Below are 21,543 nucleotides of genomic sequence, written 5' to 3'. Positions count from 1 at the left end.
GCCGCCGGTTGCTGCCCCCGGGGCGGCTGCGGGGGCTGCGGGTCCGGCTGGTCGTGGCGTTCCTGCTGGTCGCCGCGGTCAGCGCGCTGACCACCGCCGGGCTGACGTACCGCGAGGCACGCAACGCCATCCTGCAGCGCTCCCAGGACATGGCCGTCAACGATCTGCGCACCCAGATCAACTCGCTCGCCCCGGAGCTGGCCGTACCGCCCTCCCGCACCGACCTGGAGGCCCTCCGCCTCCAGCTGGAGCGCTCCGGCACCTCCCGCGACTGGGACGTCCGGATCCGCTACCGCGGCGTCCCCGGCGGCGACGACGCCCCGGCCGGCGGCCCGGTCCACCTCCCCGCCGAGCTGGAGAAGTCCGTCGAGCGGCGCCATGTCCCGGCGTTCCAGCGGGTGGTGCGCGACGGTGACCCCTGGCTGCTGATCGGTATGCCGGTACGCCAGTCCGACGGCGGGCCGTCCGCGCTGTCGGTCTACGCCCAACTCCCGCTCAACGCCGAGGAGGCCAACGTCGAGGCGCTGGTCAGCGCGGCGCAGCGGGGTGCGCTGCCGGTGCTGGCGCTGTCGGTGCTGCCCGCGCTGCTCGCCGCGCGGGGGGTGCTGCGGCCGGTGCGGCGGCTGCGGCAGGCGGCCGGGCGGCTGGCCGAGGGGAAGCTCGACACCCGGCTGGAGGTCAAGGGCACCGACGAACTCGCCGGGCTGTCCCGGTCGTTCAACGACATGGCGGAGGAGCTGGAGGCGAGCGTGGCGGAGCTGCGGCGGCTGGAGGCCAACGCCCGCCGGTTCGCCGCGGACGTCTCGCACGAGCTGCGCACCCCGCTCGCGGCGATGACCGCGGTCACCGATGTGCTGGACGAGGACGCCGCGGCGCTGGACCCGGACACCGCGTCCGCGGTCCGGCTGATCAGCCAGGAGACCGGGAAGCTGACGCGCATGGTGGAGGACCTGATGGAGGTCTCGCGGTTCGACGCGGGCGCCGCCGCGCTCCACCTCGACGAGGTGGACGTCGCCGAGACCGTCCGCAAGACGCTCCAGGCCCGCGCCTGGCAGGACGAGGTCGGCGCGGAGCTGCCCGACGGCGTCCGCGCCCGCGTCGATCCGCGCCGGTTGGACGTCGTCGTCGCCAACCTCGTCGGCAACGCCCTGCACCACGGCGGCAGCCCCGTCCACGTCCGGCTCCGGGCGCCGGAACCGGGCGCGGACCGGCTGCTGCTGGAGGTCCGCGACAGCGGCCCCGGCATCGACCCGCAGGTCCTGCCGCACGTCTTCGACCGCTTCTACAAGGCGGACTCGTCGCGCGCCCGCTCCGAGGGCAGCGGTCTCGGCCTCGCCATCGCCCAGGAGAACGTCCGGCTGCACGGCGGCACCGTCCGCGCCGCCAACGCGCCCGACGGCGGCGCGGTGTTCACCGTGGAACTGCCGGTACGACCGCCGGACGGCCCCGGCCCCGGCACGGACGGCCCCGACACCCCGGCGGCCGACGGCCCCGCCGCCCCCGAGCGCCCCGGCCCGGGCGCCTCCGCCGGTCCGGCGCCGGACCGTCCCGCCGCCGCCCCGGACACCCCCGGCAAGGAGGCCGCCGCATGAGCGCGCCCCGCCCCCGTACCGCCCGGGTCCTGGTCACGACCGCGCTGGCCTGTGCCGCGGTGACCGTGCCGGTCGGCTGCGGTGTCGAGCCCAGCGATGTGATCGACGCGGGCGCCCCGGCCACCGGGGTGCAGGCCCCGGGCCGCCCGGAGACCGGCGTCCAGCTCTTCTTCTACGGACCGGCCGGGCTGCGCTCCGCGACCCGCCCGGCCAAGGCACCCGCCGACCCGCAGGCCGCCCTCGACCTGCTGCTCGACGGCCCCGACCACGCCGAACGCCAGCGTGGCCTCTCCAGCGCGCTGCCCCATTTGTCCGGCCCGCTGCGGGCCCGCGCGGGCCAGGGCCGGGTCGACATCGGGCTGCCCGTCCCGCCGCGGAAACTGGACACCGCCGCCCTCAGCCAACTGGTCTGCACGGCGGCCAACGCCGACGTCCCCGGCGGCCACCCGCCATCCTCCGTCCGGGTCACGCTGACCGGCTCCGGCTCCCGCGTCGGCCCGATGATCTGCAGCGGCGACACCGCGCTGCCGGTGGTCCAGCCGTCGTCGGTGCCGCCGCCCTGAGTCCGCCGCCGTCCGCGCCGGGCGGGCTACCGTGGAGGGGCGCCCGCCCGCGGCAGCGCGGCGCGGCGCGGTCCCGCAGGCCGGAACTCCCGCGAGAGGCATCCGATGACCGAGCGCAAACCCCCCGGCGTCGACTTCGAATCCTGGATCGACAGGCAGATCCGCGAGGCGCAGGAGCGGGGTGACTTCGCCGGGCTGCCCGGCGTCGGCAAACCGCTGCCCGGGCTGGACCGGCCGTACGACGAACTGTGGTGGGTCAAGGAGAAGATGGCCCGCGAGGACCTCTCCTTCCTGCCGCCGTCGCTCGCCCTGCGCAAGGAGGCCGAGGAGGCGGCGCAGGCGGCGGCCGACGCGCCGAGCGAGGCGGCGCCCGCCGCCCCCCCCCCGCCACACCCCCGCCCCCGCCGTCGCGGCGGGGCCTGCACCCGCACGGATCAACGAGTTCAAGGTCACAGCGAGAGCCCCTGCTCCAGCTAACGCTCGTTCGCCTAGCCTGCTGCCATGACCGCCGAGTCCCCCGAACTCCCCCTGGCCGCCGCGTTCCCCGACGCCGATCGCGCGCAGTGGCAGCACCTCGTCGCGGGGGTGCTGCGCAAGTCGGGCGCCACCCCGGCGGCGGACGCCCCCGAGGACGCGCTCGCCACCGATCTGCCCGACGGCATCCGCGTCCGCCCCCTCTACACCGCCGACGACGGGCACCCCGACGCGGGGCTCCCCGGCTTCCCGCCGTTCGTGCGGGGCGGCCGCGCCGAGGGCGCGACCGTCGCCGGATGGGACGTACGCCAGCGCCAGGCCCACACCGACCCGGCCGTCGTCAACGAGGCGGCCCTCACCGACCTGGAGAACGGCGTCACCTCGCTGTGGCTGCGCGTCGGCGGGGGCGGGGTGCCGCTCGGTGCGCTGCGGCGGGCGCTGGTCGGCGTCCATCTGGACCTGGCCGCCGTCGCGCTCGACGCGGGCGAGGAGTTCACCGCGGCCGCCGGGGAACTGTTCGCGCTCGCCGCCGACGGCGGGGTCGCCCCGGCCGCGCTGACCGGCACACTCGGCGCCGACCCGCTGGCGCTCGTCGCCCGCGGCGGCGACGCCACCGCGCTGGACGACCGGCTGACGGCCGCCGCCTCCCTGGCCGCCCGGTGCGCCGCCGAGGCGCCCGGGCTGCGGGCGCTGACCGTCGACGCGCTGCCGTACCACGAGGCGGGCGGTTCGGCCGCCGAGGAGCTGGGGTGCTCCCTGGCCACCGGCGTCGCCTATCTGCGGGCGCTGACCGCCGCGGGCCTGGACATCGACGCCGCCTGCGGGCAGCTGGAGTTCCGCTACGCCGCCTCCGCCGACCAGTTCCTGACCATCGCCACGCTGCGCGCCGCGCGCCGCCTGTGGGCGCGGGTCGCCGAGGTCTGCGGCGCCTCGCCCCAGGCGCGGGCGCAGCGCCAGCACGCGGTGACGTCGCCGGTGATGATGACCCGCCGCGACCCGTGGGTGAACATGCTGCGCACCACCGTGGCCGGGCTGTCGGCCGGGGTCGGCGGCGCGGACGCGGTGACGGTGCTGCCGTTCGACGCGGCGCTCGGCCTGCCGGACGCGTTCGCCCGCCGGATCGCCCGCAACACCCAGGCGGTGCTGCTGGAGGAGTCGCATCTGTCGAAGGTGATCGACCCGGCCGGCGGCTCCTGGTACGTCGAGCGGCTGACGGACGAGGTGGCGCGCGCCGCGTGGGCGTGGTTCCAGGAGATCGAGGGCGCGGGCGGTCAGGCCGCGGCGCTCGGCTCCGGGAAGGTCGCCGACCGGCTCGCGGCCACCTGGGAGCGCCGCTCCCGTGCGCTGGCGACCCGCCGCGAACCGATCACCGGTGTCAGCGAGTTCCCCCACCTGGCGGAGGCCCCGGTGCACCGCGAGGCCGCGCCGGTCCCGGCCGGGGGCGGGCTGCCGCGGGTGCGGCGCGACGATGCGTACGAGGCGCTGCGGGCCAGGTCGGACGCGTATCTGGCGGACACCGGCGCCCGTCCGAAGGTGTTCCTGGCGGCGCTCGGTCCGGCCGCCGCGCACACCGCGCGGGTGACGTTCGCCGCCAACCTCTTCCAGGCGGGCGGCGTGGAGACGGTGCACGAGCCCGCGTCGGTGGACGCCGGGACGGCGGCCGCGGCGTTCGCGGCGAGCGGGGCGCGGATCGCGTGCCTGTGCGGCAGCGACACGCTCTACGCGGAGCAGGCGGCCGAGGTCGCGGCGGCGCTGAAGGCGGCCGGTGCGGTGCGGGTGTATCTGGCGGGTGCGCCCGGTGAGCGGCGCGCGGAGTTCGGGCAGGCGGGGGTGGACGCGTACGTCTTCACCGGCTGCGACGCGGCCGGGGTCCTCGCCTCGGCCCTGGATGTCATGGAGGTGGCGTGATGGCCGGGACACAGCGGGCGGACATCCCGGATTTCAGCGGGGTGCCGCTGGACGGTGCGGCGGACGCCGCGGACCCGAAGCGCTGGGCCGAGGCCGTCGAGCGGGCCACCGGCACGAGCGTCGCGGACCTGACGTGGGAGACGCCCGAGGGCATCGGCGTGAAGCCGCTCTACACGGACGCCGACCTGGACGGTGTGGACTTCCTGCGGACGTACCCGGGCATCACGCCGTATCTGCGCGGCCCGTACCCGACGATGTACGTCAACCAGCCGTGGACCATCCGGCAGTACGCCGGGTTCTCCACCGCCGAGGAGTCGAACGCCTTCTACCGGCGTAATCTCGCGGCCGGTCAGAAGGGCCTGTCGGTCGCCTTCGACCTGCCCACCCACCGCGGCTACGACAGCGACCATCCGCGGGTGACGGGCGATGTCGGCATGGCGGGCGTGGCGATCGACTCGATCTACGACATGCGCCAGCTCTTCGAGGGCATCCCGCTGGACAAGATGACGGTGTCGATGACGATGAACGGCGCGGTGCTGCCCGTTCTCGCGCTCTACATCGTGGCCGCCGAGGAGCAGGGCGTACCGCCCGAGAAGCTGGCCGGGACCATTCAGAACGACATCCTCAAGGAGTTCATGGTCCGCAACACCTACATCTATCCGCCGCAGCCGTCGATGCGGATCATCTCCGACATCTTCGCGTACACCTCGCAGAAGATGCCGCGGTACAACTCCATCTCGATCTCCGGGTACCACATCCAGGAGGCGGGGGCGACGGCCGATCTGGAGCTGGCGTACACGCTCGCGGACGGGGTGGAGTATCTGCGGGCGGGCATGGCGGCGGGGATGGACGTGGACGCGTTCGCGCCGCGGCTCTCCTTCTTCTGGGCGATCGGCATGAACTTCTTCATGGAGATCGCCAAGCTGCGGGCGGCCCGGCTGCTGTGGGCCAAGCTGGTCCGGCAGTTCGAACCGCAGAACCCCAAGTCGCTGTCGCTGCGCACCCATTCGCAGACGTCGGGCTGGTCGCTGACGGCGCAGGACGTCTTCAACAACGTGACGCGGACCTGCGTGGAGGCGATGGCGGCGACGCAGGGCCACACCCAGTCGCTGCACACCAACGCGCTGGACGAGGCGCTGGCGCTGCCCACCGACTTCTCCGCGCGCATCGCCCGGAACACCCAGCTCTTCCTCCAGCAGGAGTCGGGGACCTGCCGGGTCATCGACCCGTGGGGCGGCAGCGCGTACGTCGAGAAGCTGACGCAGGATCTGGCGCGGCGGGCATGGCAGCACATCGAGGAGGTGGAGGCGGCCGGCGGGATGGCGAAGGCGATCGACGCGGGCATCCCCAAGCTCCGGGTGGAGGAGGCCGCGGCCCGTACCCAGGCGCGGATCGACTCCGGGCGGCAGGCGCTGATCGGGGTGAACAAGTACCGGGTGGAGACCGACGAGGAGATCGAGGTCCTCAAGGTCGACAACTCCGCGGTCCGCGCGCAGCAGATCGAGAAGTTGAAGCGGCTGCGGGCCGAGCGGGACGAGGACGCCTGCCGGGCGGCGCTGCGGGCGCTGACCGACGCGGCGCGGTCGGGCCCCGGCGCGGGGCTGGAGGGCAACCTCCTGGCGCTGGCGGTGGACGCGGCGCGCGCGATGGCGACGGTCGGGGAGATCTCCGACGCCCTGGAGGAGGTCTACGGCCGTCACTCCGGTCAGATCCGTACGATCTCCGGTGTGTACCGAGACGAAGCGGGCCCCTCCTCCGGTGTCGGCCGCACCCGGGATCTGGTGGCCGAGTTCGAGCGGGCCGAGGGGCGTCGGCCGCGCATACTGGTGGCCAAGATGGGCCAGGACGGCCATGACCGCGGCCAGAAGGTGATCGCCACAGCCTTCGCCGACCTGGGTTTCGACGTCGATGTCGGCCCGCTGTTCCAGACCCCGGCCGAGGTGGCGCGGCAGGCGGTGGAGGCCGATGTGCACATCGTCGGTGTGTCGTCGCTGGCGGCCGGTCATCTGACGCTGGTGCCCGCGCTGCGCGAGGCGCTGGCGGCGGAGGGCCGGGAGGACATCACGGTCGTGGTGGGCGGGGTGATCCCCCCGCAGGACGTGCAGACGCTGCGGGACATGGGCGCGGCGGCGGTCTTCCCGCCCGGCACGGTCATCCCGGACGCCGCGTACGACCTGGTCCAGGGGCTGGCCCGCGCCCTCGGCCACGAGCTGTGAGGCGCTGATGCCCGCGAGGATCGATGTCGAGCGGTACGCGGAGGGGGTCCGGGCGGGTTCCCGGGCCTGGATCGCGCGGGCCGTGACGCTGGTGGAGTCCAGCCGCGCCGACCACCGCGCGGCGGCCCAGCGGCTGCTCGTCGCGCTGCTGCCGCATTCCGGGGCGGCGCGGCGGGTGGGGATCAGCGGGGTGCCCGGGGTCGGCAAGTCGACGTTCATCGACGCGCTCGGCTCGCGGCTGACGGAAGCCGGGCACCGGGTAGCGGTGCTGGCCGTGGACCCGTCGTCGTCGCGTACCGGCGGTTCCATCCTGGGCGACAAGACGCGGATGGCGCGGCTGGCGACCGATCCGGCGGCGTTCGTCCGGCCCTCCCCCACGTCCGGGACGCTGGGCGGGGTGGCGCGGGCGACCCGGGAGTCGATCATCGTGATGGAGGCGGCGGGGTACGACGTCGTCCTGGTGGAGACGGTGGGCGTCGGGCAGTCCGAGACGACCGTCGCGGACATGGTCGACACATTCGTGCTGCTGACGCTGGCGCGGACCGGCGATCAGCTCCAGGGCATCAAGAAGGGCGTCCTGGAGCTGGCGGACCTGGTCTCCGTCAACAAGGCCGACGGTCCGCACGAGCGGGACGCGCGCGCGGCGGCCCGGGAACTGTCCGGCGCGCTGCGGCTGTTGCAGCCACCGGACGCCGCGTGGACGCCTCCGGTGCTCACCTGTAGCGCCCGGGAGGGGACGGGCCTGGAGGAGCTGTGGGAGCGCGTGGAGCAGCACCGTGCGCTGCTGGAGTCGACGGGCGCGCTCGCCGAGCGGCGCCGGGCGCAGCAGGTGGAGTGGGTGTGGACGATGGTCCGCGACCAGCTGGTGGACCGGCTGCGCCACGACCCGGAGGTGCGGCGGATCGCTCCGGACGTCGAGCGGGAGGTCCGTTCGGGCACGCTCACCGCGACGCTGGCCGCCGAACGCCTCCTGACGGCCTTCGGGCTGCCTCCCGAGGACCGCTGAGGGCAAGCCAGGACCGGGGATGCCCGGGCGACCGGTGACCGGCCCGCCCGGGCATCGTGGTGTCCGGGCGCCGTACGGAAGGTGACCGGTGCGCCCCGGGGTCAGGGGCGGGGCGAGAGGGTGGCCCAGACGGTCTTGCCGGAGCTGTCCGGCAGCGTCCAGCCCCAGGCGTCACTGAGCTGTTCGACGATGCTCAGACCGCGGCCGGACTCGGCGAGCGGGTCGGCGGTGCCGATGACCGGGGCGTCCTCGCCGCCGTCGGAGACCGCGCACATGACGCCGTCGTCGCGCCGGGTCAGGGCGAGCCAGGCGGGGGTGACGACGGGGCCCGCCACACGGCCGCAGCCGGCTTCGCCCACGGCGTTGCGGACGCCGTAGCGCAGGGCGTTGCTGACGAGTTCGGAGACGATCAGGGCGGCGTCGTCGGTGAGGGCCGTGCATATCCGCCAGCCGCGGAGGGTGGCGAGGGTGAAGCGCCGGGCGTCGGCGACGGTGCGGGCGGAGGCGCTGAGCGCGCAGGCGGCGAAGGAGTCGGGTCCGGGCACCCACCAGCCGTCGTCGCGCGCTCCCTTGCGCGGTGTTGCGTACACGGGCACTGCCGGATGTGTCGTCATCACGTCTCCGCGAAGGGGCGCTTCTGGTCTGGGCTGCACTGCTCGGGACAGCTAATATCCTCGTCAGCCGCCCCCCGCTGCAAGTGCATCTGCAATTACATCGGTAAGGACGGTCGCACAGGGGCTTGTTCACGCCATCGTGGACGACGGCCCGGGAACGGTAGGAGGCCGCGCCTCCAGCAAGGGAGCGACAGTGATGGAGACGGTGCCCAACGGCATTCAGTCGACCCGTATCGAGCGGGCCCAGTGGCGCAAGAGCCGACGGAGCAACCCCAGCGGCAACTGCGTTGAACTGGCGGTTCTTTCGGACGGTGGGGTCGCGGTGCGCAACTCCCGGCACATCGGCGGACCGGCCCTGGTCTACACCCGCGACGAGATCGCGGCATTCGTCCAGGGCGCCAAGGACGGCGACTTCGACGATCTGATCGGCCGTGACTGACGCATATGTCGTCCGGATAATCGGTCCGCTGTACGTATCCCTTCCGCAGTGGGACACTTGGCGCTCGCCCAACCGTCCAGGGGAGTCAGCATGACCGCCGCGCAGCCGAGCCGCGAACCCTCACTGCGCCACTACCTCGACAACCCGCGTGGCGGTCCGACGGTGCTGCGCATCGTCCTCGGCACCCAGCTGCGCCGACTGCGGGAGGCCGCCGGAGTCTCCCGCGAAGCGGCGGGCGACGCGATCCGCGGTTCCCACGCCAAGATCAGCCGCCTGGAGCTGGGCCGGGTGAGCTGCAAGGAACGCGACATCTCCGATCTGCTGACGCTCTACGGCGTCACCGCCGAAGCGGAGCGCGCCGACTTCCTCGCACTCGCCCGCCGCACCAGCACCCCGGGCTGGTGGCACCAGTACAGCGACGTCCTGCCCAGCTGGTTCGAGACGCACATCGGTCTCGAAGAGGCGGCGTCGGTGATCCGGACGTACGAGGTGCAGTTCGTCCCGGGCCTGTTGCAGACCCCGGACTACGCCCGTTCGGTGGCCCGGCTCGGTCATCCGCGGGCGTCGGCCGAGGACATCGACCGGCGGGTGGCGCTGCGCGTGGAGCGGCAGAAGCTGCTGACGGCGCCGCACGCGCCCCGGTTGTGGGCGGTGATAGACGAGGCGTCGCTGCGGCGCCCGTTGGGCAGCCCGCAGGTCATGGCCGACCAGCTGCGTCATCTGCTGGAGATGGCGAAGCTCCCGAACGTCACACTGCAGATCGCGCCGTTCAGCCTCGGCGGGCTCGCGGCGGCCGGTGGGCCGATCACGATCCTGCGGTTCCTGGAGCCGGATCTCCCGGACATCGTCTATCTGGAGCAGCTGACCAGCGCGCTCTACCTGGACAAGCGGGACGACGTGGACCACTACCTCGCCTCATGGACCGGCTCAGCGCCCAGGCCGAATCGCCGCGCGGTTCGCTGACCATCCTGGAGAAGCTCCTCCACGAGCTGGGCTGAGCCGTCCGGCGGCACACATGAGGGAGGCGGGGCCCGGCGGCCCCGCCTCCCTCCTCTCTTCCCTGCGGATCAGTTCTTGCGCGCCACGCCGCCGTACTCGATCCACTCCATCGTCGCCTGTTTCGGCCCCATGCTGCCGTCCGGCTTCCAGGTGGAGACCTCGACGAGCCCGGGCTCCAGGATCTCCAGCCCCTCCAGGTACGCCTCCAGATCGCTCGCCCGCCGCACCCGGCCCCACTGCCCCTGGGTGGAGACCCGCATGAACTCCGTGACGAAGTCCCGGGTCGCCTGGTCCTCGCTGACCAGCTGGCAGACCACCAGGAAGCTGCCGGGGCAGAGCTTCTCGGCGACGCGGGTTATGAGCGCCTTGGGGTCGTCCTCGTCCTTGATGCAGTGCAGGACGGAGACGAAGAGCGCGGCGACGGGCTGGTCGAAGTCGATGAGCCGCTCGACCTCGGGCCGGGCGAAGATGCCGTCGGTGTCACGCATGTCCGCCTGGATCACGGCGGTGCGGTGGTCCTCCTCCAGCAGCGCCCGGCCGTGCGCGAGGACGATCGGGTCGTTGTCGACGTAGACGACCCGGGACTCCGGGTCGACCGCCTGGGCGACCTGGTGGACGTTGTCCTGCGTCGGCAGGCCGGATCCGTGGTCGATGAACTGGCGGATGCCCTGCTCCTGCGCGAGCCAGCGCACCGCCCGCTGGAGGAAGCGGCGGTTGTTGACGGCGAGCGCCTTGGTGCTGGGGGCGACCTTGTCCAGCTCCTCGCACGCCTCGCGGTCGACGGAGTAGTTGTCCTTGCCGCCGAGGTAGTGGTCGTACATCCGGGCCACGCTCGGGATGCTGACATCGACGGCGGTGGACAGCGGCTGGGGCTCTTGGCTCATGACTAACGTTCCCGTCGTTCGGCGCCACCGGCATGGTTCTACGACCGCCGTACGAACGGACGGCCGGGCCGGGCTCGCCCCCAACATACCTACGGATGTGCGGTTGTTGCAGTTGGGAGCGGGGATCGATCGTCCAGCACCCCTGTGCGGGAGGGCAGTTGGCGGGCCGTCGGGCCCGGGGCGGGCAGCCGGGCGGAACGGGCGGCGGCGCGCGGGCCGGACCGCCGCTCGGTGTGGCCGGGAACAGTACCCCCGTTCGGGGGCGGGCCGCCGCCACGCCACTCAGGGGCGGCGGCCCGTTCCCTGTCCCGGCGTCACCCGTGCCGGGTACGCCCCGCGGTACGGACCGGCCCCACGCGGGGGCAACACCTGATCCGTACCGGCTCCCGGCACCGCCCGGTCACCCGAAGACCGGCCGCCGCAGGAGGGAGCGCGCACCCGGCGCCTACCACTCCCGGCGCGTCCTACACCTGCCTTCTGCGGACGGACGGTCCGCGGGCCCGCGGCCGGGTCAGGCCCCGGGGATGTCGAAGTAGCGGTGGAGCCCGGCGGCGAGGGACAGATCGCCGCTGGCCACGATCTTGCGGGTGAGGAACATCGTCACCGGACTGCCGTTGCCGGAGACCAGTTTGAGGAAGGCGGCGTCCCCCATCACCAGGGTCAGCCGGGCGTCGGCAGCCGACGGGCCCTCGGTGACCGTGCACCGTCCGTCGGCGATGACGGTCTCGTACACCGCCTCGGACTCCCCGGTGATCCGCCACCGGATCAGCGCCCGCAACTCCCCGGCGGCCGACGGACGGAACTGCTCGCCCATCCGCCCGAAGATCTCCCCCAGCACCCGCGTGCGCAGCTCCCCGGTGGCGATCTCGGTGATCTGGCGGGCGCTGAGCCCCTTGACGATCCCGGCGAACTCCTCGGGGGTGACCCCCGCGAAGTCCAGCTCCGCCAATCGGTCCCGGACGTCATCGGCCACGGAAAACTCCCTACCAATCGGTAAAATCCACTGATAAGCGAGGTTACGGGGCGGGGCGCGCGGCAGGCAACAACACCCCTGGTCACAGCGGGTGGCGCGGGTGGCGGCCCGGGAACCGGCCGTCATCCTGGCGGCATCTGTCATCCCACCCGCCACACCGGGTAGGCAGTCCCCCATGACCACACAGATGCGCGAGCCGGAGCAGAGCGGAACACCGCCGCACAGCGGGCCGACCGTGGCGGACATGGTGAAGGCCAACGAGGCCAACTGGGACGCCCGCACCCCCGTCCACGTCGCCAGCGAGTTCTACGGACTGGACGGCTCCCGCACCGCCGAGGACTGGTTCGCCCCCTTCGAATGGCAGGACCTGGGCGATCTGCGGGGCCGCGACCTCCTCCACCTCCAGTGCCACCTCGGCACCGAGACCGCCGCGTTCGCCGACCGCGGCGCCCGCGCCACCGGCCTCGACTTCTCCGCCGCCGCCCTGACCGAGGCCCGGCGGCTCGCCGCCGAGGGCGGCCGCGACCTCACCTTCGTCCACTCCGACGTCCACCGCGCGCCCGAGGCCCTCGGCGACCGCCGCTTCGACGTGATCTACACCGGCAAGGGCGCCCTGTGCTACCTCCCCGACCTCACCGCCTGGGCCGGGATCATCGCCTCGCTGCTGCGCCCGGGCGGCATGCTCTACCTCGTCGAGTTCCACCCGCTGCTCGACGCGCTCGGCCCCACCCCGACCCCCGACAACCAGGAACTGCTCCTGCGCCACGACTACCTCGCCGGACGCGGTCCGCTGCGGAGCGACAGCCCGCACACGTACACCGACGGGCCGGAGCTGGTGGACGCGAGGACGAGTTACGAGTGGCGGCACGGGATCGGTGAGGTCGTCACGGCGGTGTCCGGCGCCGGGCTCCGCGTCGATGTGCTGCGGGAGACGGAGGAGGCCCCGTGGAAGCGGTTCGACACCATGGTCCCCGGCGACAACGGCTGGTGGCGGCTGCCGCCCGACGAGCCGATCTTCCCGATGCTCTACGCGCTGCGCGCCACGAAGGGCTGACGCCGTGCCGGGTCCGCGCGGCCGGTTGCCGCGCCGGGCGGCCGGTGCCGCACCCGGTCTACCGGCGGCGGTAGACCGAGCGCAGCACCGCCTGCTTGGCCGGTCCCTCGATCCGCCACTCCAGCTCCCAGGTGTCCGGCCCGGTCACGGTGAACGTCGCGGCGTAGCGGTCGGCGGCGCACGGATGGACGGTCTGCCAGTGTCCGGTCCGCAGATCGAGGTCGTGGAAGGGGCGGCCGTCGGCGAACTCCACCGCGGCCGTACCGTCCGGCCGGGGCCGCAGCCACAGCGTCCGTCCGGCCGGATGCACCGCGTCCGCCCAGGTCAGCTCGCCCTCCTCGACATGCAGCAGCGCACCGTCCGCACCCTCGGGCCGGAACTCCGCGATGCCCCGGAAGCTGCCCTCGGCCCCGGCCCGTACGTCGACGACGCGCCGCTCGATGCTCCAGCGGCCGGTGAGATAGGCCGCCACATCGGGCACCGGACGGCAGGTTCGGGCGGCGCGGGGCGAGGCGTGCGGGGGCTGCGGACGGCCGCCGGGTGCGGTGGGCATGGACCGATTCTCCCCCGCCGGGCGCGCCGCCGTTCCCGTACGGGCGGCCGGTCGGCTCCCTTACGGGGTGTGAGCGGTGCCGGGTCCCGTCATTCCGGGGCGAAAGGAGCGGACGCGCCGTCTCCGCGGGCGGTGTGCCCCGGGATGGACCGGCCGGGTGGCCCGGCACCCTTACGGGCTGTCGTCGCGACGCTCGGGGGAAAGCCCGGGGTGCCGTGCCGTGCGGAGCGGCACCGCCGCGCCTACGCTCGGTACCGAGATCATCACCCGGGTGCGGATCGCCGGGCCGCGGCCCGCGGCGCCCGCACCCCGGCGGCAGGCGGCGCCCCGCCCACCGCCGGCCTGGCGCGACAACCGGACACCGGAGGCATTCCCATGCCGGACCTGTTCATCGGCGGCCGCTGGACCTCAGCGGCCGACGGACGGCGGCGCGAGATCCGCTGCCCGGCGGACGGCACCCTGGTCGCGACCGTCGACGAGGGCGGCCCCAAGGACGCGGCCGCTGCGGTCGGCGCCGCCCGCAGCGCGTACGACGACGGGCCCTGGCCGCGCACCCCCGCCGCCGAGCGCGGCGCCCTGCTGCTGCGCGTCGCCGCACTGCTGGAGCGCGACACCGACGCACTGGCCCGCGCCGAATCGCTGGACACCGGCAAGCGGCTGGTCGAGAGCGTCTACGACATGGCCGACATCGCGAACTGCTTCCGCTACTTCGGCAACCTCGCGGCGTCCGGCGGCACCGACCGGGTGGTGGACACCGGGCAGCCGGAGATCGAGAGCACCGTCCGCCACGAGCCGGTCGGTGTCTGCGCCCTGATCACCCCGTGGAACTACCCGCTGCTGCAGACGGCGTGGAAGGTCGCCCCCGCGCTCGCCGCCGGGAACACCTTCGTCCTCAAGCCCAGCGAGCTGACCCCGCACACCGCGATCCATCTGATGCGGCTGCTGGCCGAGGCGGGCCTGCCGGACGGCGCGGCCAACCTCACCCCGGGCACCGGCCCGCTCGTCGGCGCCCCGCTGACCGAGGACCCGCGGGTGGATCTGGTCTCGTTCACCGGCGGTCTGGTCACCGGCCGCCGGATCATGGCCGCGGCCGCTCCGACCGTCAAGAAGATCGCCCTGGAGCTGGGCGGCAAGAACCCGAACATCGTCTTCTCCGACGCCGAGTTCGACACCGCCGTCGACCACGCGCTGACCGCGGTGTTCCTCCACTCCGGCCAGGTCTGCTCGGCGGGCGCCCGGCTGCTCGTCCAGAACGACCTGCACGACCGGTTCGTCGACGAGTTGGTGGCCCGCGCCCGGCGGATCCCGCTCGGCGGCCCCTTCGACGAGCACGCCCGGACCGGCCCGCTGATCTCCGCGGCACACCGCGACAAGGTCGCCGCGTATGTCGAGACGGGGCTGTCCGAGGGCGCCGTGCTGCGCTGCGGCGGCGGACCACCGCAGGATCCGGCGCTCCGTGACGGCTTCTACTACCTGCCGACGGTGCTGGACGAATGCACCCCGGACATGTCGGTGATCCACGACGAGTCGTTCGGGCCGGTGCTGACCGTCGAGCGGTTCCGTGACGAGGACGAGGCGGTCCGGCTCGCCAACGACACGGTGTACGGCCTGGCCGGGGCGGTCTGGACGCAGGACGCCGGGAAGGCCCACCGGGTGGCGTCCCGGATGCGGGCCGGCACGGTCTGGATCAACGACTTCCATCCGTATGTCCCGCAGGCCGAGTGGGGTGGCATGAAGCAGTCCGGTGTCGGACGGGAACTGGGGCCCGCGGGCCTCGCCGAGTACCAGGAGGCCAAGCACGTGTGGCGGAACACCGCGCCGCGGCCGCAGAGGTGGTTCGAGTGAGCGAGGCGGGCCCGCCGCCGCCCGGCACCCGGGACAACGGCATGCATGACGACGACGCTTCGCTGGCCGAGTTCGGCTACAAGCCGGAGCTGAAGCGCACCCTCGGCAACTTCCACACCTTCGCCGCCGGAATCAGCTACATCTCCATCCTCACCGGCACCTTCCAGCTGTTCTACTTCGGCATCACCCACGGCGGACCGGCGTACTGGTGGTCCTGGCCGATGGTGTTCTGCGGGCAGCTGATGGTGGCGCTCTGCTTCTGCGAGCTGGCCGCCCGCTATCCGGTGGCCGGGTCGATCTACAACTGGGCGAAGCGGATGGGCGGCCCGCACGTCGGCTGGCTCGGCGGCTGGATGATGCTCACCGCCACCATGGTGTCGCTGGCCGCGGTGGCCCTGGCGTATCAGGTGACGCTGCCGCAGATCTCGTCGTGGTTCCAGTTCATCGGCAACGGCAGCGGCCGCACGGACGCGGCGGCCAACGCCGTACTGCTGGGCAGCATCCTCATCCTCTTCACCACGCTGGTGAACGCGTTCGGCGTCAAGCTGATGGCGCGCATCAACTCCGCGGGCGTCGCCATCGAGTTGATCGCCGCGATCGTGCTGATCATCCTGCTCGCCGCGCACATCACCCGCGGCCCGTCCGCGGTGACCAAGACCTTCGGCCTGGGCACGGGGCAGAGCCTCGGCTACTTCGGCGCCTTCCTGACCGCCTCGCTCGCCTCGGCGTACGTCATGTACGGCTTCGACACCGCGTCCTCGCTGGGTGAGGAGTCCAAGGACCCCGGCCGCAACGCCCCGCGCGCCATCCTGCGGGCCCTGACCGCCTCGTTCCTCATCGGCGGTCTGATCCTGCTCTTCGCCCTCCTCGCGGTGCCCGATCTGCACGCCAAGGAGCTGTCCGTCGACGGACTCCAGTACGTGGTCCTCTCCACGTTGGGCTCGACGGTCGGTCAGATCGTGCTGTGGTGTGTGGTCATCGCGATCACCGTCTGCGAGCTGGCGGTGCACACCGCGGGCATCCGCCTCGCCTTCGCCATGGCCCGGGACAACAATCTGCCCGCCGCCTCCCTGCTGGCGAAGGTCAGCCCGCGTTTCCAGACGCCGGTGCTGCCCGCGATCATCATCGGTCTGGTGGGCGTCGCGATCCTGCTGATCAACGTCAATCAGCCGCAGATCTTCTCGGTGATCACCAGCATCGCAATCATCATGATCTACCTGGCCTATCTGATGGTCACCGTCCCGATGCTGGTCCAACGGCTCCGCGGCCGCTGGACCCCGGCCGAGGGCACCTTCTCCCTGGGCCGCTTCGGCCTCCCCGTCAACATCCTCGCCGTCCTGTGGGGCCTGGCGATGTCCCTCAACCTCGCCTGGCCCCGCGCAGCGGTCTACAACGCGACGGGCCCGCAGCACTGGTACCTCCGCTGGGGCGCCTTCCTCTTCATCGGCGTCGTCGCCGGCGGCGGCTTCCTCTACTACTGGTTCGTCCAACGCAAACGCACGGGGGTGCTGGAGGGGCATGCCGCGGGGTCGTGAAGCGCCGGGGCCGTGGACCTACCGGTGGTCCACGGCCCCAGCCTCACCACTCCCAACGGAACCCCACCACGGTCTCCTCCGCGTGTGGGACATACCGCTGAAGCAGCATGTCCTGAAAGGGCACACTCCATTCACGGACGGGGCTGTCGCCGAAATGGTCATCCCAAACGCACCACCATGCCGCCCGCGGCCTACGGCAGGAAGAGAAACGCACCACGAGACTGACATTCTCCACACGGGCGAAAGCGGCTCTGCGAACCTCTGCCCGGCTGCGAATGTCAGGCTGGAAGACGGTCTGGTATTCCAGCAGGGTGGTCTGATTCCGTGCCAAGGGGCGCGGGAGAATGATCTCCATGCCGAGGAGCCCCTCGCCGTACTCGAAGCGACGCCCCGGCCGCCCGCCCTGCATCACCTCGGTCGACACAGCTCCCGGCTCATGGTTGTAGACGTAGGTGTCGACCCCGTCCTCAGCAGCCCGGATCACCTGGTGCGTATTGCGGCCGGACAGCGAGCCTGATGGTCCGACGTCATAGCGTTCCACCGCAATGACTGTGCGATGCCGCTGCCGGTGCGGGAGGTCATGCCTCTTCCGCAGAGTGTGGGAGAAGCCGTTGTACGGAGTGTCCTTGCCGTCGAGCAGATCCATCAAGATTGCTCGGTCCTCCGGACTCATGCAGAAGGCATCCATGAACCAGTTCAAGGTCTCGGCAGTGAGAAAGGCTCCGGAAAGCGCCCGGGACACCCGGTCCTTCAGTGCCCGCGCATGGAATTCTTCTCCCCTCTGACCAGTCTCGTACAGATATTCGTCGATAACTTTCGCGATGGCGTTCTGATTCAGCCCTCGAGGCGACCGCTTCACGTATCTCCGCCACTGCATCACATACGCAGGAACGGTAGCGAGAAGTTCACTCAGCCGCTTTCCCGTGGCCTGGATGTTCCACTCCCTGATCTCCTGATGCTCTCCACACGCCGCAATCTGTGTAGCTCTCATGTATTGAGTTCCCACTCCATACCGTGGGCGCAAGTCCACCGCCACACCAATGATTTGCCACTCATCTCGACACGCCCACCCCTGCCTGCGACGTACCTGCGACTTAAGCATTGTGAGATTGACCCACCGAACACATCGGGTCAAGCATCGGCGGCCCGTGACACGAGAGAGGTATCCATGAGCGATTCACTGCACCATGACATCAAGGGAGTGCCATCCCCCTCCCCTGCCCCGGCTCCGGCGCCGTTCCCGGCCCCCGAACCCGTCAGCCGCGCGCTCGCCCTCCGCAGCGGGAGTTCCGGCATGGTCTACGCATCGATCAGAGCCTTGCACACCTCCTACGCCGCCTTGGAAACACTCGACGAAGAGAACCGAGGCCGGGTGCTGCGGTGGCTGATCGAGGCTCTCGACGTATCGGTACCCGACCTGTCCGGCGCCACAGGCTACGCAGCCGATGGGGCACTCATCAGCCCATCCGGAGCAACACCCCAAACCTCCCGCCCTCGCGACTTCATCAGCAGCAAGAAACCGCAGTCCCTGGTGGAGCGTATGGCATGCCTCGGCTACTACCTGAGCCACTACCGCGACACCCCGCATTTCCGCATCCAGGAAATCGTCCAGCTGAACACGGAGGCCGCCTCCCAGAAGTTCGGGAACCCTTCGCGGGACTTCGACAACGCTGACCGACAGAACGGATACCTGGTCTCTGCGGGAATCGGCCTCAAACAGATCACGCCCCGCGGCGAGGCAGTGGTCGAGGCGCTTCCGGACAGAGACGCGGTGAAGCAGGCCCTCCGCAACAACCCCTTCAAGAGCAGGCGCTCACGTGACAGCAGCAGGCGCGCCAAGCCTCAGGGAAAGGATGAGGAGTGAACGTCACCGTCACCGAAGTCCTGTCCAAGTCCTACGACAAAACCCTCGTCCACGAACTGGTCACCGCGTACGAGGAGGCGAAACGCAACTTCTACCTAGGGGGACATCGACTCAGCGCGGTGGAGGGCGGACGGTTCTGCGAGGCCGCCTACCGCCTCCTTGAGTACGCGGCGGGTAGCAAATTCACGCCGCTCAACGGGAATCTGGACACGGAGCGGGTGACAAAGCGGCTCCAGTCACTCCGTTCCACGGACCACCCGAAATCGATCCGCATCCACATCCCTCGCCATCTTCGGCTGGTCTACGACATCCGCAACAGCCGGGATGCCGCGCATCTCGCGGACGGCATCGACCCCAACCTTCAGGACGCAACGCTGGTCGTGGCAGTCCTGGACTGGGTGCTCGCCGAATTCGTAAGGCTCAGCGGAGGGACCACACCGGAGCATGCTCGCGCCCTCGTAGAGGAGTTGGTAACCCGCAAGGTGCCTGCGGTACAAGGATTCGGAACACGCCAGAAGGTGCTCCGCCCTGATCTGCGGGTCAGCGATCACATCCTGATCCATCTGTACATCCGCGGCGCGCGCGGCGCAGGGTTCTCGGAGCTGACGCAATGGGTACCCCGCTCTGCACGGGCGAACCTGCGCCGCACAGTGCGCTCCCTCGACGACAAAGCGCTCGTTCACATCGAAGAAGACACCATCTTCATCACCTACGCAGGCGAGAAGTCGGTGGAGACTCGCGGACTCCTTGACCCTCTGTAGCGAGGACACCGTCTGCGTAGGGGCACCGTAGGCTTCATCTGCGGATCTCCACGACGAAGGCCCCAGCCGAAAGACTGGGGCCTTCACATGTGTCCGAGGGGGGACTTGAACCCCCACGCCCGATAAAGGGCACTAGCACCTCAAGCTAGCGCGTCTGCCATTCCGCCACCCGGACCAGGTGGTCTTCGCGGGGTGTTCCCCGCGGCGACATGGACAACAATACCAAGGTTTCGAAGTGCCTTTCACCTGCGCATCTGCTGGACAGATCGGTGCGTAGTGCGGGATAGGGGACGAAGCGTGCGCGGGTGAGCGGTGTTCCCGTGTGGATCAGCCGTCCCAGGCGCCCCGGGCCGGCCGGGAACCCGGTCGTCGGCAGTGACCGTGGGCTTTCCGTGAGTGCGGTGTGCGCATGACCAATCCTTGGCTCGATCGCCACCCTTCCCCCTCTGGACAGCGGGCGGGGCGATGCGGGATAACGGGTTCATACAGTATTCGTCGACTGTATGCAATCCACATCCGACCACGTCAGGGGCCGTCCGCGGGTGGTCCCACGAAGGGAAGCGATGCCCCATGCCCGAGGACGCACAGGACCTCATCTCCGGCGGGCACCTGGTTGCGAAGGCGCTCAAGGCGGAGGGTGTGGACGTCGTCTACACCCTCTGCGGCGGGCACATCATCGACATCTACGACGGCTGCGTCGACGAGGGCATCGACGTCATCGACGTACGGCATGAGCAGGTCGCCGCGCACGCCGCGGACGGGTACGCGCGGATCACCGGGAAGCCGGGGTGCGCGGTGGTCACCGCGGGGCCCGGGACGACGGATGCGGTCACCGGGGTCGCCAACGCCTTCCGGGCGGAGTCGCCGATGCTGCTGATCGGCGGGCAGGGGGCGAGCACCCAGCACAAGATGGGGTCGCTGCAGGACCTGCCGCACGTCGACATGATGACGCCGATCACCAAGTTCGCGGCGACCGTGCCGGACACCGCGCGCGCCGCCGACATGGTCTCGATGGCGTTCCGCGAGTGCTACCACGGTGCGCCCGGGCCGTCGTTCCTGGAGATCCCCCGGGACGTGCTCGACGCCAAGGTGCCGCGGGAGCAGGCGCGGGTGCCGCAGGCCGGGCGGTACCGGGCCTCGACGCGGTCGCCGGGCGACCCGGCCGATGTGCAGAAGCTCGCCGATCTGCTGGTGCGGGCCGAGCGTCCGGCGATCCTGCTGGGCAGCCAGGTCTGGACGACGCGCGCCACCGACGCGGCCACCTCGCTGGTGCGGGAGCTGAACATCCCCGCGTACATGAACGGCGCCGGGCGCGGGACGCTGCCGCCCGGGGATCCGCACCACTTCCAGCTCTCGCGGCGGCACGCCTTCTCGCGCGCCGATGTGATCGTGATCGTCGGGACGCCGTTCGACTTCCGGATGGGGTACGGCAAGCGGCTGTCGCCGGACGCCACCGTCGTCCAGATCGATCTGGACTACCGCACCGTCGGCAAGAACCGCGATGTGGATCTGGGGATCGTGGGCGACGCGGGGCTGGTGCTCACCGCCGTCGCCGAGGCCGCGTCCGGGCAGTCGGCGGGCGGGTCCGTGCAGCGCAAGGAGTGGCTGGAGGAGCTGCGGGGCGTGGAGCGGGCGGCGCTGGAGAAGCGGCTGCCGCAGCTGCGTTCGGACGCGCACCCGATCCACCCGTACCGGCTGGTCAGCGAGATCAACGACTTCCTGACCGAGGACTCGGTCTACATCGGGGACGGCGGCGACATCGTCACCTTCTCCGGGCAGGTGGTGCAGCCGAAGGCGCCGGGGCACTGGATGGACCCGGGGCCGCTGGGGACGCTCGGCGTCGGGGTGCCGTTCGTGATGGCGGCGAAGCAGGCGCGGCCGGAGAAGGAGGTCGTGGCGCTCTTCGGGGACGGCGCGTTCTCGCTGACCGGCTGGGACTTCGAGACGCTGGTCCGCTTCGACCTGCCGTTCGTCGGGATCGTCGGCAACAACTCCTCGATGAACCAGATCCGTTACGGCCAGCGCGCCAAGTACGGCGACGCGCGGGAGCGGGTCGGCAACACCCTCGGCGATGTGCCGTACGACCAGTTCGCGCGGATGCTCGGCGGCCACGGCGAGGAGGTGCGCGATCCGGCGCAGATCCGGCCGGCGCTGGAGCGGGCGCGGGAGAGCGGGAAGCCGTCGCTGATCAATGTGTGGGTGGATCCGGACGCCTACGCCCCCGGAACGATGAACCAGACGATGTACAAGTGAGGTGAACCGT

At 71.6% G+C, this 21,543-nt stretch carries 18 protein-coding genes, 1 tRNA gene and 1 pseudogene; 14 read left to right on the top strand and 6 right to left on the bottom strand.

The genetic code is table 11. From position 1 onward, the window contains the following. The first annotated feature begins 8 nt into the window (after positions 1–8). The 6 genes from IF23_RS0106000 to meaB all read left to right on the top strand — a co-directional run bounded on the left by IF23_RS0106000 (position 9) and on the right by meaB (position 7,759). Positions 9–1,592 (top strand): ATP-binding protein, encoded by a 1,584-nt coding sequence (locus IF23_RS0106000; protein WP_342667916.1) that lies wholly within the window; start codon positions 9–11, stop codon positions 1,590–1,592. Next, complete coding sequence (locus IF23_RS0105995; RefSeq protein WP_030280575.1) at positions 1,589–2,155, top strand: hypothetical protein; 567 nt, start codon at positions 1,589–1,591, stop codon at positions 2,153–2,155. The genes IF23_RS0106000 and IF23_RS0105995 overlap by 4 nt, the downstream gene beginning before the upstream one ends. A gap of 105 nt (positions 2,156–2,260) precedes the next feature. Then, complete coding sequence (locus IF23_RS0105990) at positions 2,261–2,632, top strand: DnaJ family domain-containing protein (protein WP_078653802.1); 372 nt, start codon at positions 2,261–2,263, stop codon at positions 2,630–2,632. 24 nt (positions 2,633–2,656) lie between these two features. Continuing rightward, complete coding sequence (locus IF23_RS0105985; protein ID WP_030280571.1) at positions 2,657–4,537, top strand: methylmalonyl-CoA mutase subunit beta; 1,881 nt, start codon at positions 2,657–2,659, stop codon at positions 4,535–4,537. After that, on the top strand, positions 4,537–6,753 hold the full coding sequence (gene scpA, locus IF23_RS0105980) for a methylmalonyl-CoA mutase (RefSeq protein ID WP_030280569.1): 2,217 nt from the start codon (positions 4,537–4,539) through the stop codon (positions 6,751–6,753). Before IF23_RS0105985 ends, scpA begins: the two co-directional genes overlap by 1 nt. A gap of 7 nt (positions 6,754–6,760) precedes the next feature. Further along, entirely contained in the window at positions 6,761–7,759 is a 999-nt protein-coding gene (gene meaB, locus IF23_RS0105975) for a methylmalonyl Co-A mutase-associated GTPase MeaB (protein WP_030280568.1), read from the top strand. Between the two features lie 101 nt (positions 7,760–7,860). Here meaB and IF23_RS0105970 read toward each other — a convergent pair whose 3' ends face one another. Continuing rightward, complete coding sequence (locus IF23_RS0105970) at positions 7,861–8,355, bottom strand: ATP-binding protein (RefSeq protein WP_245654903.1); 495 nt, start codon at positions 8,353–8,355, stop codon at positions 7,861–7,863. Positions 8,356–8,569: 214 nt separating this feature from the next. On the opposite strand from IF23_RS0105970, the gene IF23_RS0105965 reads away from it, so the two are divergent. Both IF23_RS0105965 and IF23_RS30960 read left to right on the top strand, forming a co-directional pair. Continuing rightward, positions 8,570–8,812: a DUF397 domain-containing protein gene (locus IF23_RS0105965; RefSeq protein ID WP_030280563.1), complete on the top strand. Its 243-nt coding sequence runs from the start codon at positions 8,570–8,572 to the stop codon at positions 8,810–8,812. Between the two features lie 90 nt (positions 8,813–8,902). After that, a pseudogene (locus IF23_RS30960) lies at positions 8,903–9,810 on the top strand (helix-turn-helix domain-containing protein). 69 nt (positions 9,811–9,879) lie between these two features. Here IF23_RS30960 and IF23_RS0105955 read toward each other — a convergent pair. Next, complete coding sequence (locus IF23_RS0105955; protein ID WP_030280562.1) at positions 9,880–10,695, bottom strand: SAM-dependent methyltransferase; 816 nt, start codon at positions 10,693–10,695, stop codon at positions 9,880–9,882. A gap of 511 nt (positions 10,696–11,206) precedes the next feature. Then, complete coding sequence (locus tag IF23_RS0105950) at positions 11,207–11,668, bottom strand: SCP2 sterol-binding domain-containing protein (RefSeq protein WP_030280560.1); 462 nt, start codon at positions 11,666–11,668, stop codon at positions 11,207–11,209. A gap of 187 nt (positions 11,669–11,855) precedes the next feature. Between IF23_RS0105950 and IF23_RS0105945 the strand changes: the two genes are divergently transcribed. Then, positions 11,856–12,722 (top strand): class I SAM-dependent methyltransferase, encoded by an 867-nt coding sequence (locus IF23_RS0105945; protein ID WP_051739268.1) that lies wholly within the window; start codon positions 11,856–11,858, stop codon positions 12,720–12,722. 58 nt (positions 12,723–12,780) lie between these two features. On the opposite strand, the gene IF23_RS0105940 is transcribed toward IF23_RS0105945, so the two are convergent. Next, positions 12,781–13,275 carry a DUF6314 family protein gene (locus tag IF23_RS0105940; protein ID WP_245654902.1) on the bottom strand — a complete coding sequence of 165 codons (495 nt, stop codon included), beginning with the start codon at positions 13,273–13,275 and terminating at the stop codon, positions 12,781–12,783. A gap of 375 nt (positions 13,276–13,650) precedes the next feature. Between IF23_RS0105940 and IF23_RS0105935 the strand changes: the two genes are divergently transcribed. Both IF23_RS0105935 and IF23_RS0105930 read left to right on the top strand, forming a co-directional pair. Further along, on the top strand, positions 13,651–15,120 hold the full coding sequence (locus IF23_RS0105935; protein ID WP_030280556.1) for an aldehyde dehydrogenase family protein: 1,470 nt from the start codon (positions 13,651–13,653) through the stop codon (positions 15,118–15,120). Positions 15,121–15,161: 41 nt separating this feature from the next. Further along, positions 15,162–16,655 carry an APC family permease gene (locus tag IF23_RS0105930; protein ID WP_051739297.1) on the top strand — a complete coding sequence of 498 codons (1,494 nt, stop codon included), beginning with the start codon at positions 15,162–15,164 and terminating at the stop codon, positions 16,653–16,655. A gap of 43 nt (positions 16,656–16,698) precedes the next feature. Here IF23_RS0105930 and IF23_RS0105925 read toward each other — a convergent pair whose 3' ends face one another. Then, the gene (locus IF23_RS0105925; RefSeq protein WP_157847976.1) at positions 16,699–17,646 is read right to left on the bottom strand and encodes a hypothetical protein; all 948 of its coding nucleotides are present in this window, start codon (positions 17,644–17,646) and stop codon (positions 16,699–16,701) included. Between the two features lie 177 nt (positions 17,647–17,823). Between IF23_RS0105925 and IF23_RS0105920 the strand changes: the two genes are divergently transcribed. Both IF23_RS0105920 and IF23_RS0105915 read left to right on the top strand, forming a co-directional pair. Continuing rightward, on the top strand, positions 17,824–18,519 hold the full coding sequence (locus IF23_RS0105920; RefSeq protein WP_157847975.1) for a hypothetical protein: 696 nt from the start codon (positions 17,824–17,826) through the stop codon (positions 18,517–18,519). Next, positions 18,516–19,280: a hypothetical protein gene (locus IF23_RS0105915; RefSeq protein WP_030280549.1), complete on the top strand. Its 765-nt coding sequence runs from the start codon at positions 18,516–18,518 to the stop codon at positions 19,278–19,280. Before IF23_RS0105920 ends, IF23_RS0105915 begins: the two co-directional genes overlap by 4 nt. Positions 19,281–19,370: 90 nt before the next feature. Here the strand turns inward: IF23_RS0105915 and IF23_RS0105910 are convergent. Further along, positions 19,371–19,455: transfer RNA gene (locus IF23_RS0105910), tRNA-Leu, on the bottom strand. Positions 19,456–19,850: 395 nt separating this feature from the next. Between IF23_RS0105910 and IF23_RS0105905 the strand changes: the two genes are divergently transcribed. Continuing rightward, positions 19,851–21,533, top strand: coding sequence for a thiamine pyrophosphate-binding protein (locus tag IF23_RS0105905; protein WP_030280547.1), 1,683 nt, complete (start codon positions 19,851–19,853; stop codon positions 21,531–21,533). Positions 21,534–21,543: the final 10 nt, after the last annotated feature.

The sequence above is a fragment of the Streptomyces catenulae genome, from assembly GCF_000718015.1.
Lineage (GTDB): Bacteria > Actinomycetota > Actinomycetes > Streptomycetales > Streptomycetaceae > Streptomyces > Streptomyces catenulae.
This window is presented reverse-complemented; position numbering and strand designations above follow the sequence as displayed.

Coding starts and splice junctions, on each gene's coding strand:
- meaB (WP_030280568.1), top strand. CDS start 6,761: ATGCCCGCGAGGATCGATGTCGAGCGGTACGCGGAGGGGGTCCGGGCG.
- IF23_RS0105955 (WP_030280562.1), bottom strand. CDS start 10,695: ATGAGCCAAGAGCCCCAGCCGCTGTCCACCGCCGTCGATGTCAGCATC.
- IF23_RS0105995 (WP_030280575.1), top strand. CDS start 1,589: ATGAGCGCGCCCCGCCCCCGTACCGCCCGGGTCCTGGTCACGACCGCG.
- IF23_RS0105990 (WP_078653802.1), top strand. CDS start 2,261: ATGACCGAGCGCAAACCCCCCGGCGTCGACTTCGAATCCTGGATCGAC.
- IF23_RS0105965 (WP_030280563.1), top strand. CDS start 8,570: ATGGAGACGGTGCCCAACGGCATTCAGTCGACCCGTATCGAGCGGGCC.
- scpA (WP_030280569.1), top strand. CDS start 4,537: ATGGCCGGGACACAGCGGGCGGACATCCCGGATTTCAGCGGGGTGCCG.
- IF23_RS0105940 (WP_245654902.1), bottom strand. CDS start 13,275: ATGCCCACCGCACCCGGCGGCCGTCCGCAGCCCCCGCACGCCTCGCCC.
- IF23_RS0105920 (WP_157847975.1), top strand. CDS start 17,824: ATGAGCGATTCACTGCACCATGACATCAAGGGAGTGCCATCCCCCTCC.
- IF23_RS0105935 (WP_030280556.1), top strand. CDS start 13,651: ATGCCGGACCTGTTCATCGGCGGCCGCTGGACCTCAGCGGCCGACGGA.
- IF23_RS0105945 (WP_051739268.1), top strand. CDS start 11,856: ATGCGCGAGCCGGAGCAGAGCGGAACACCGCCGCACAGCGGGCCGACC.
- IF23_RS0105905 (WP_030280547.1), top strand. CDS start 19,851: ATGCCCGAGGACGCACAGGACCTCATCTCCGGCGGGCACCTGGTTGCG.
- IF23_RS0105925 (WP_157847976.1), bottom strand. CDS start 17,646: ATGAGAGCTACACAGATTGCGGCGTGTGGAGAGCATCAGGAGATCAGG.
- IF23_RS0105985 (WP_030280571.1), top strand. CDS start 2,657: ATGACCGCCGAGTCCCCCGAACTCCCCCTGGCCGCCGCGTTCCCCGAC.
- IF23_RS0105930 (WP_051739297.1), top strand. CDS start 15,162: ATGCATGACGACGACGCTTCGCTGGCCGAGTTCGGCTACAAGCCGGAG.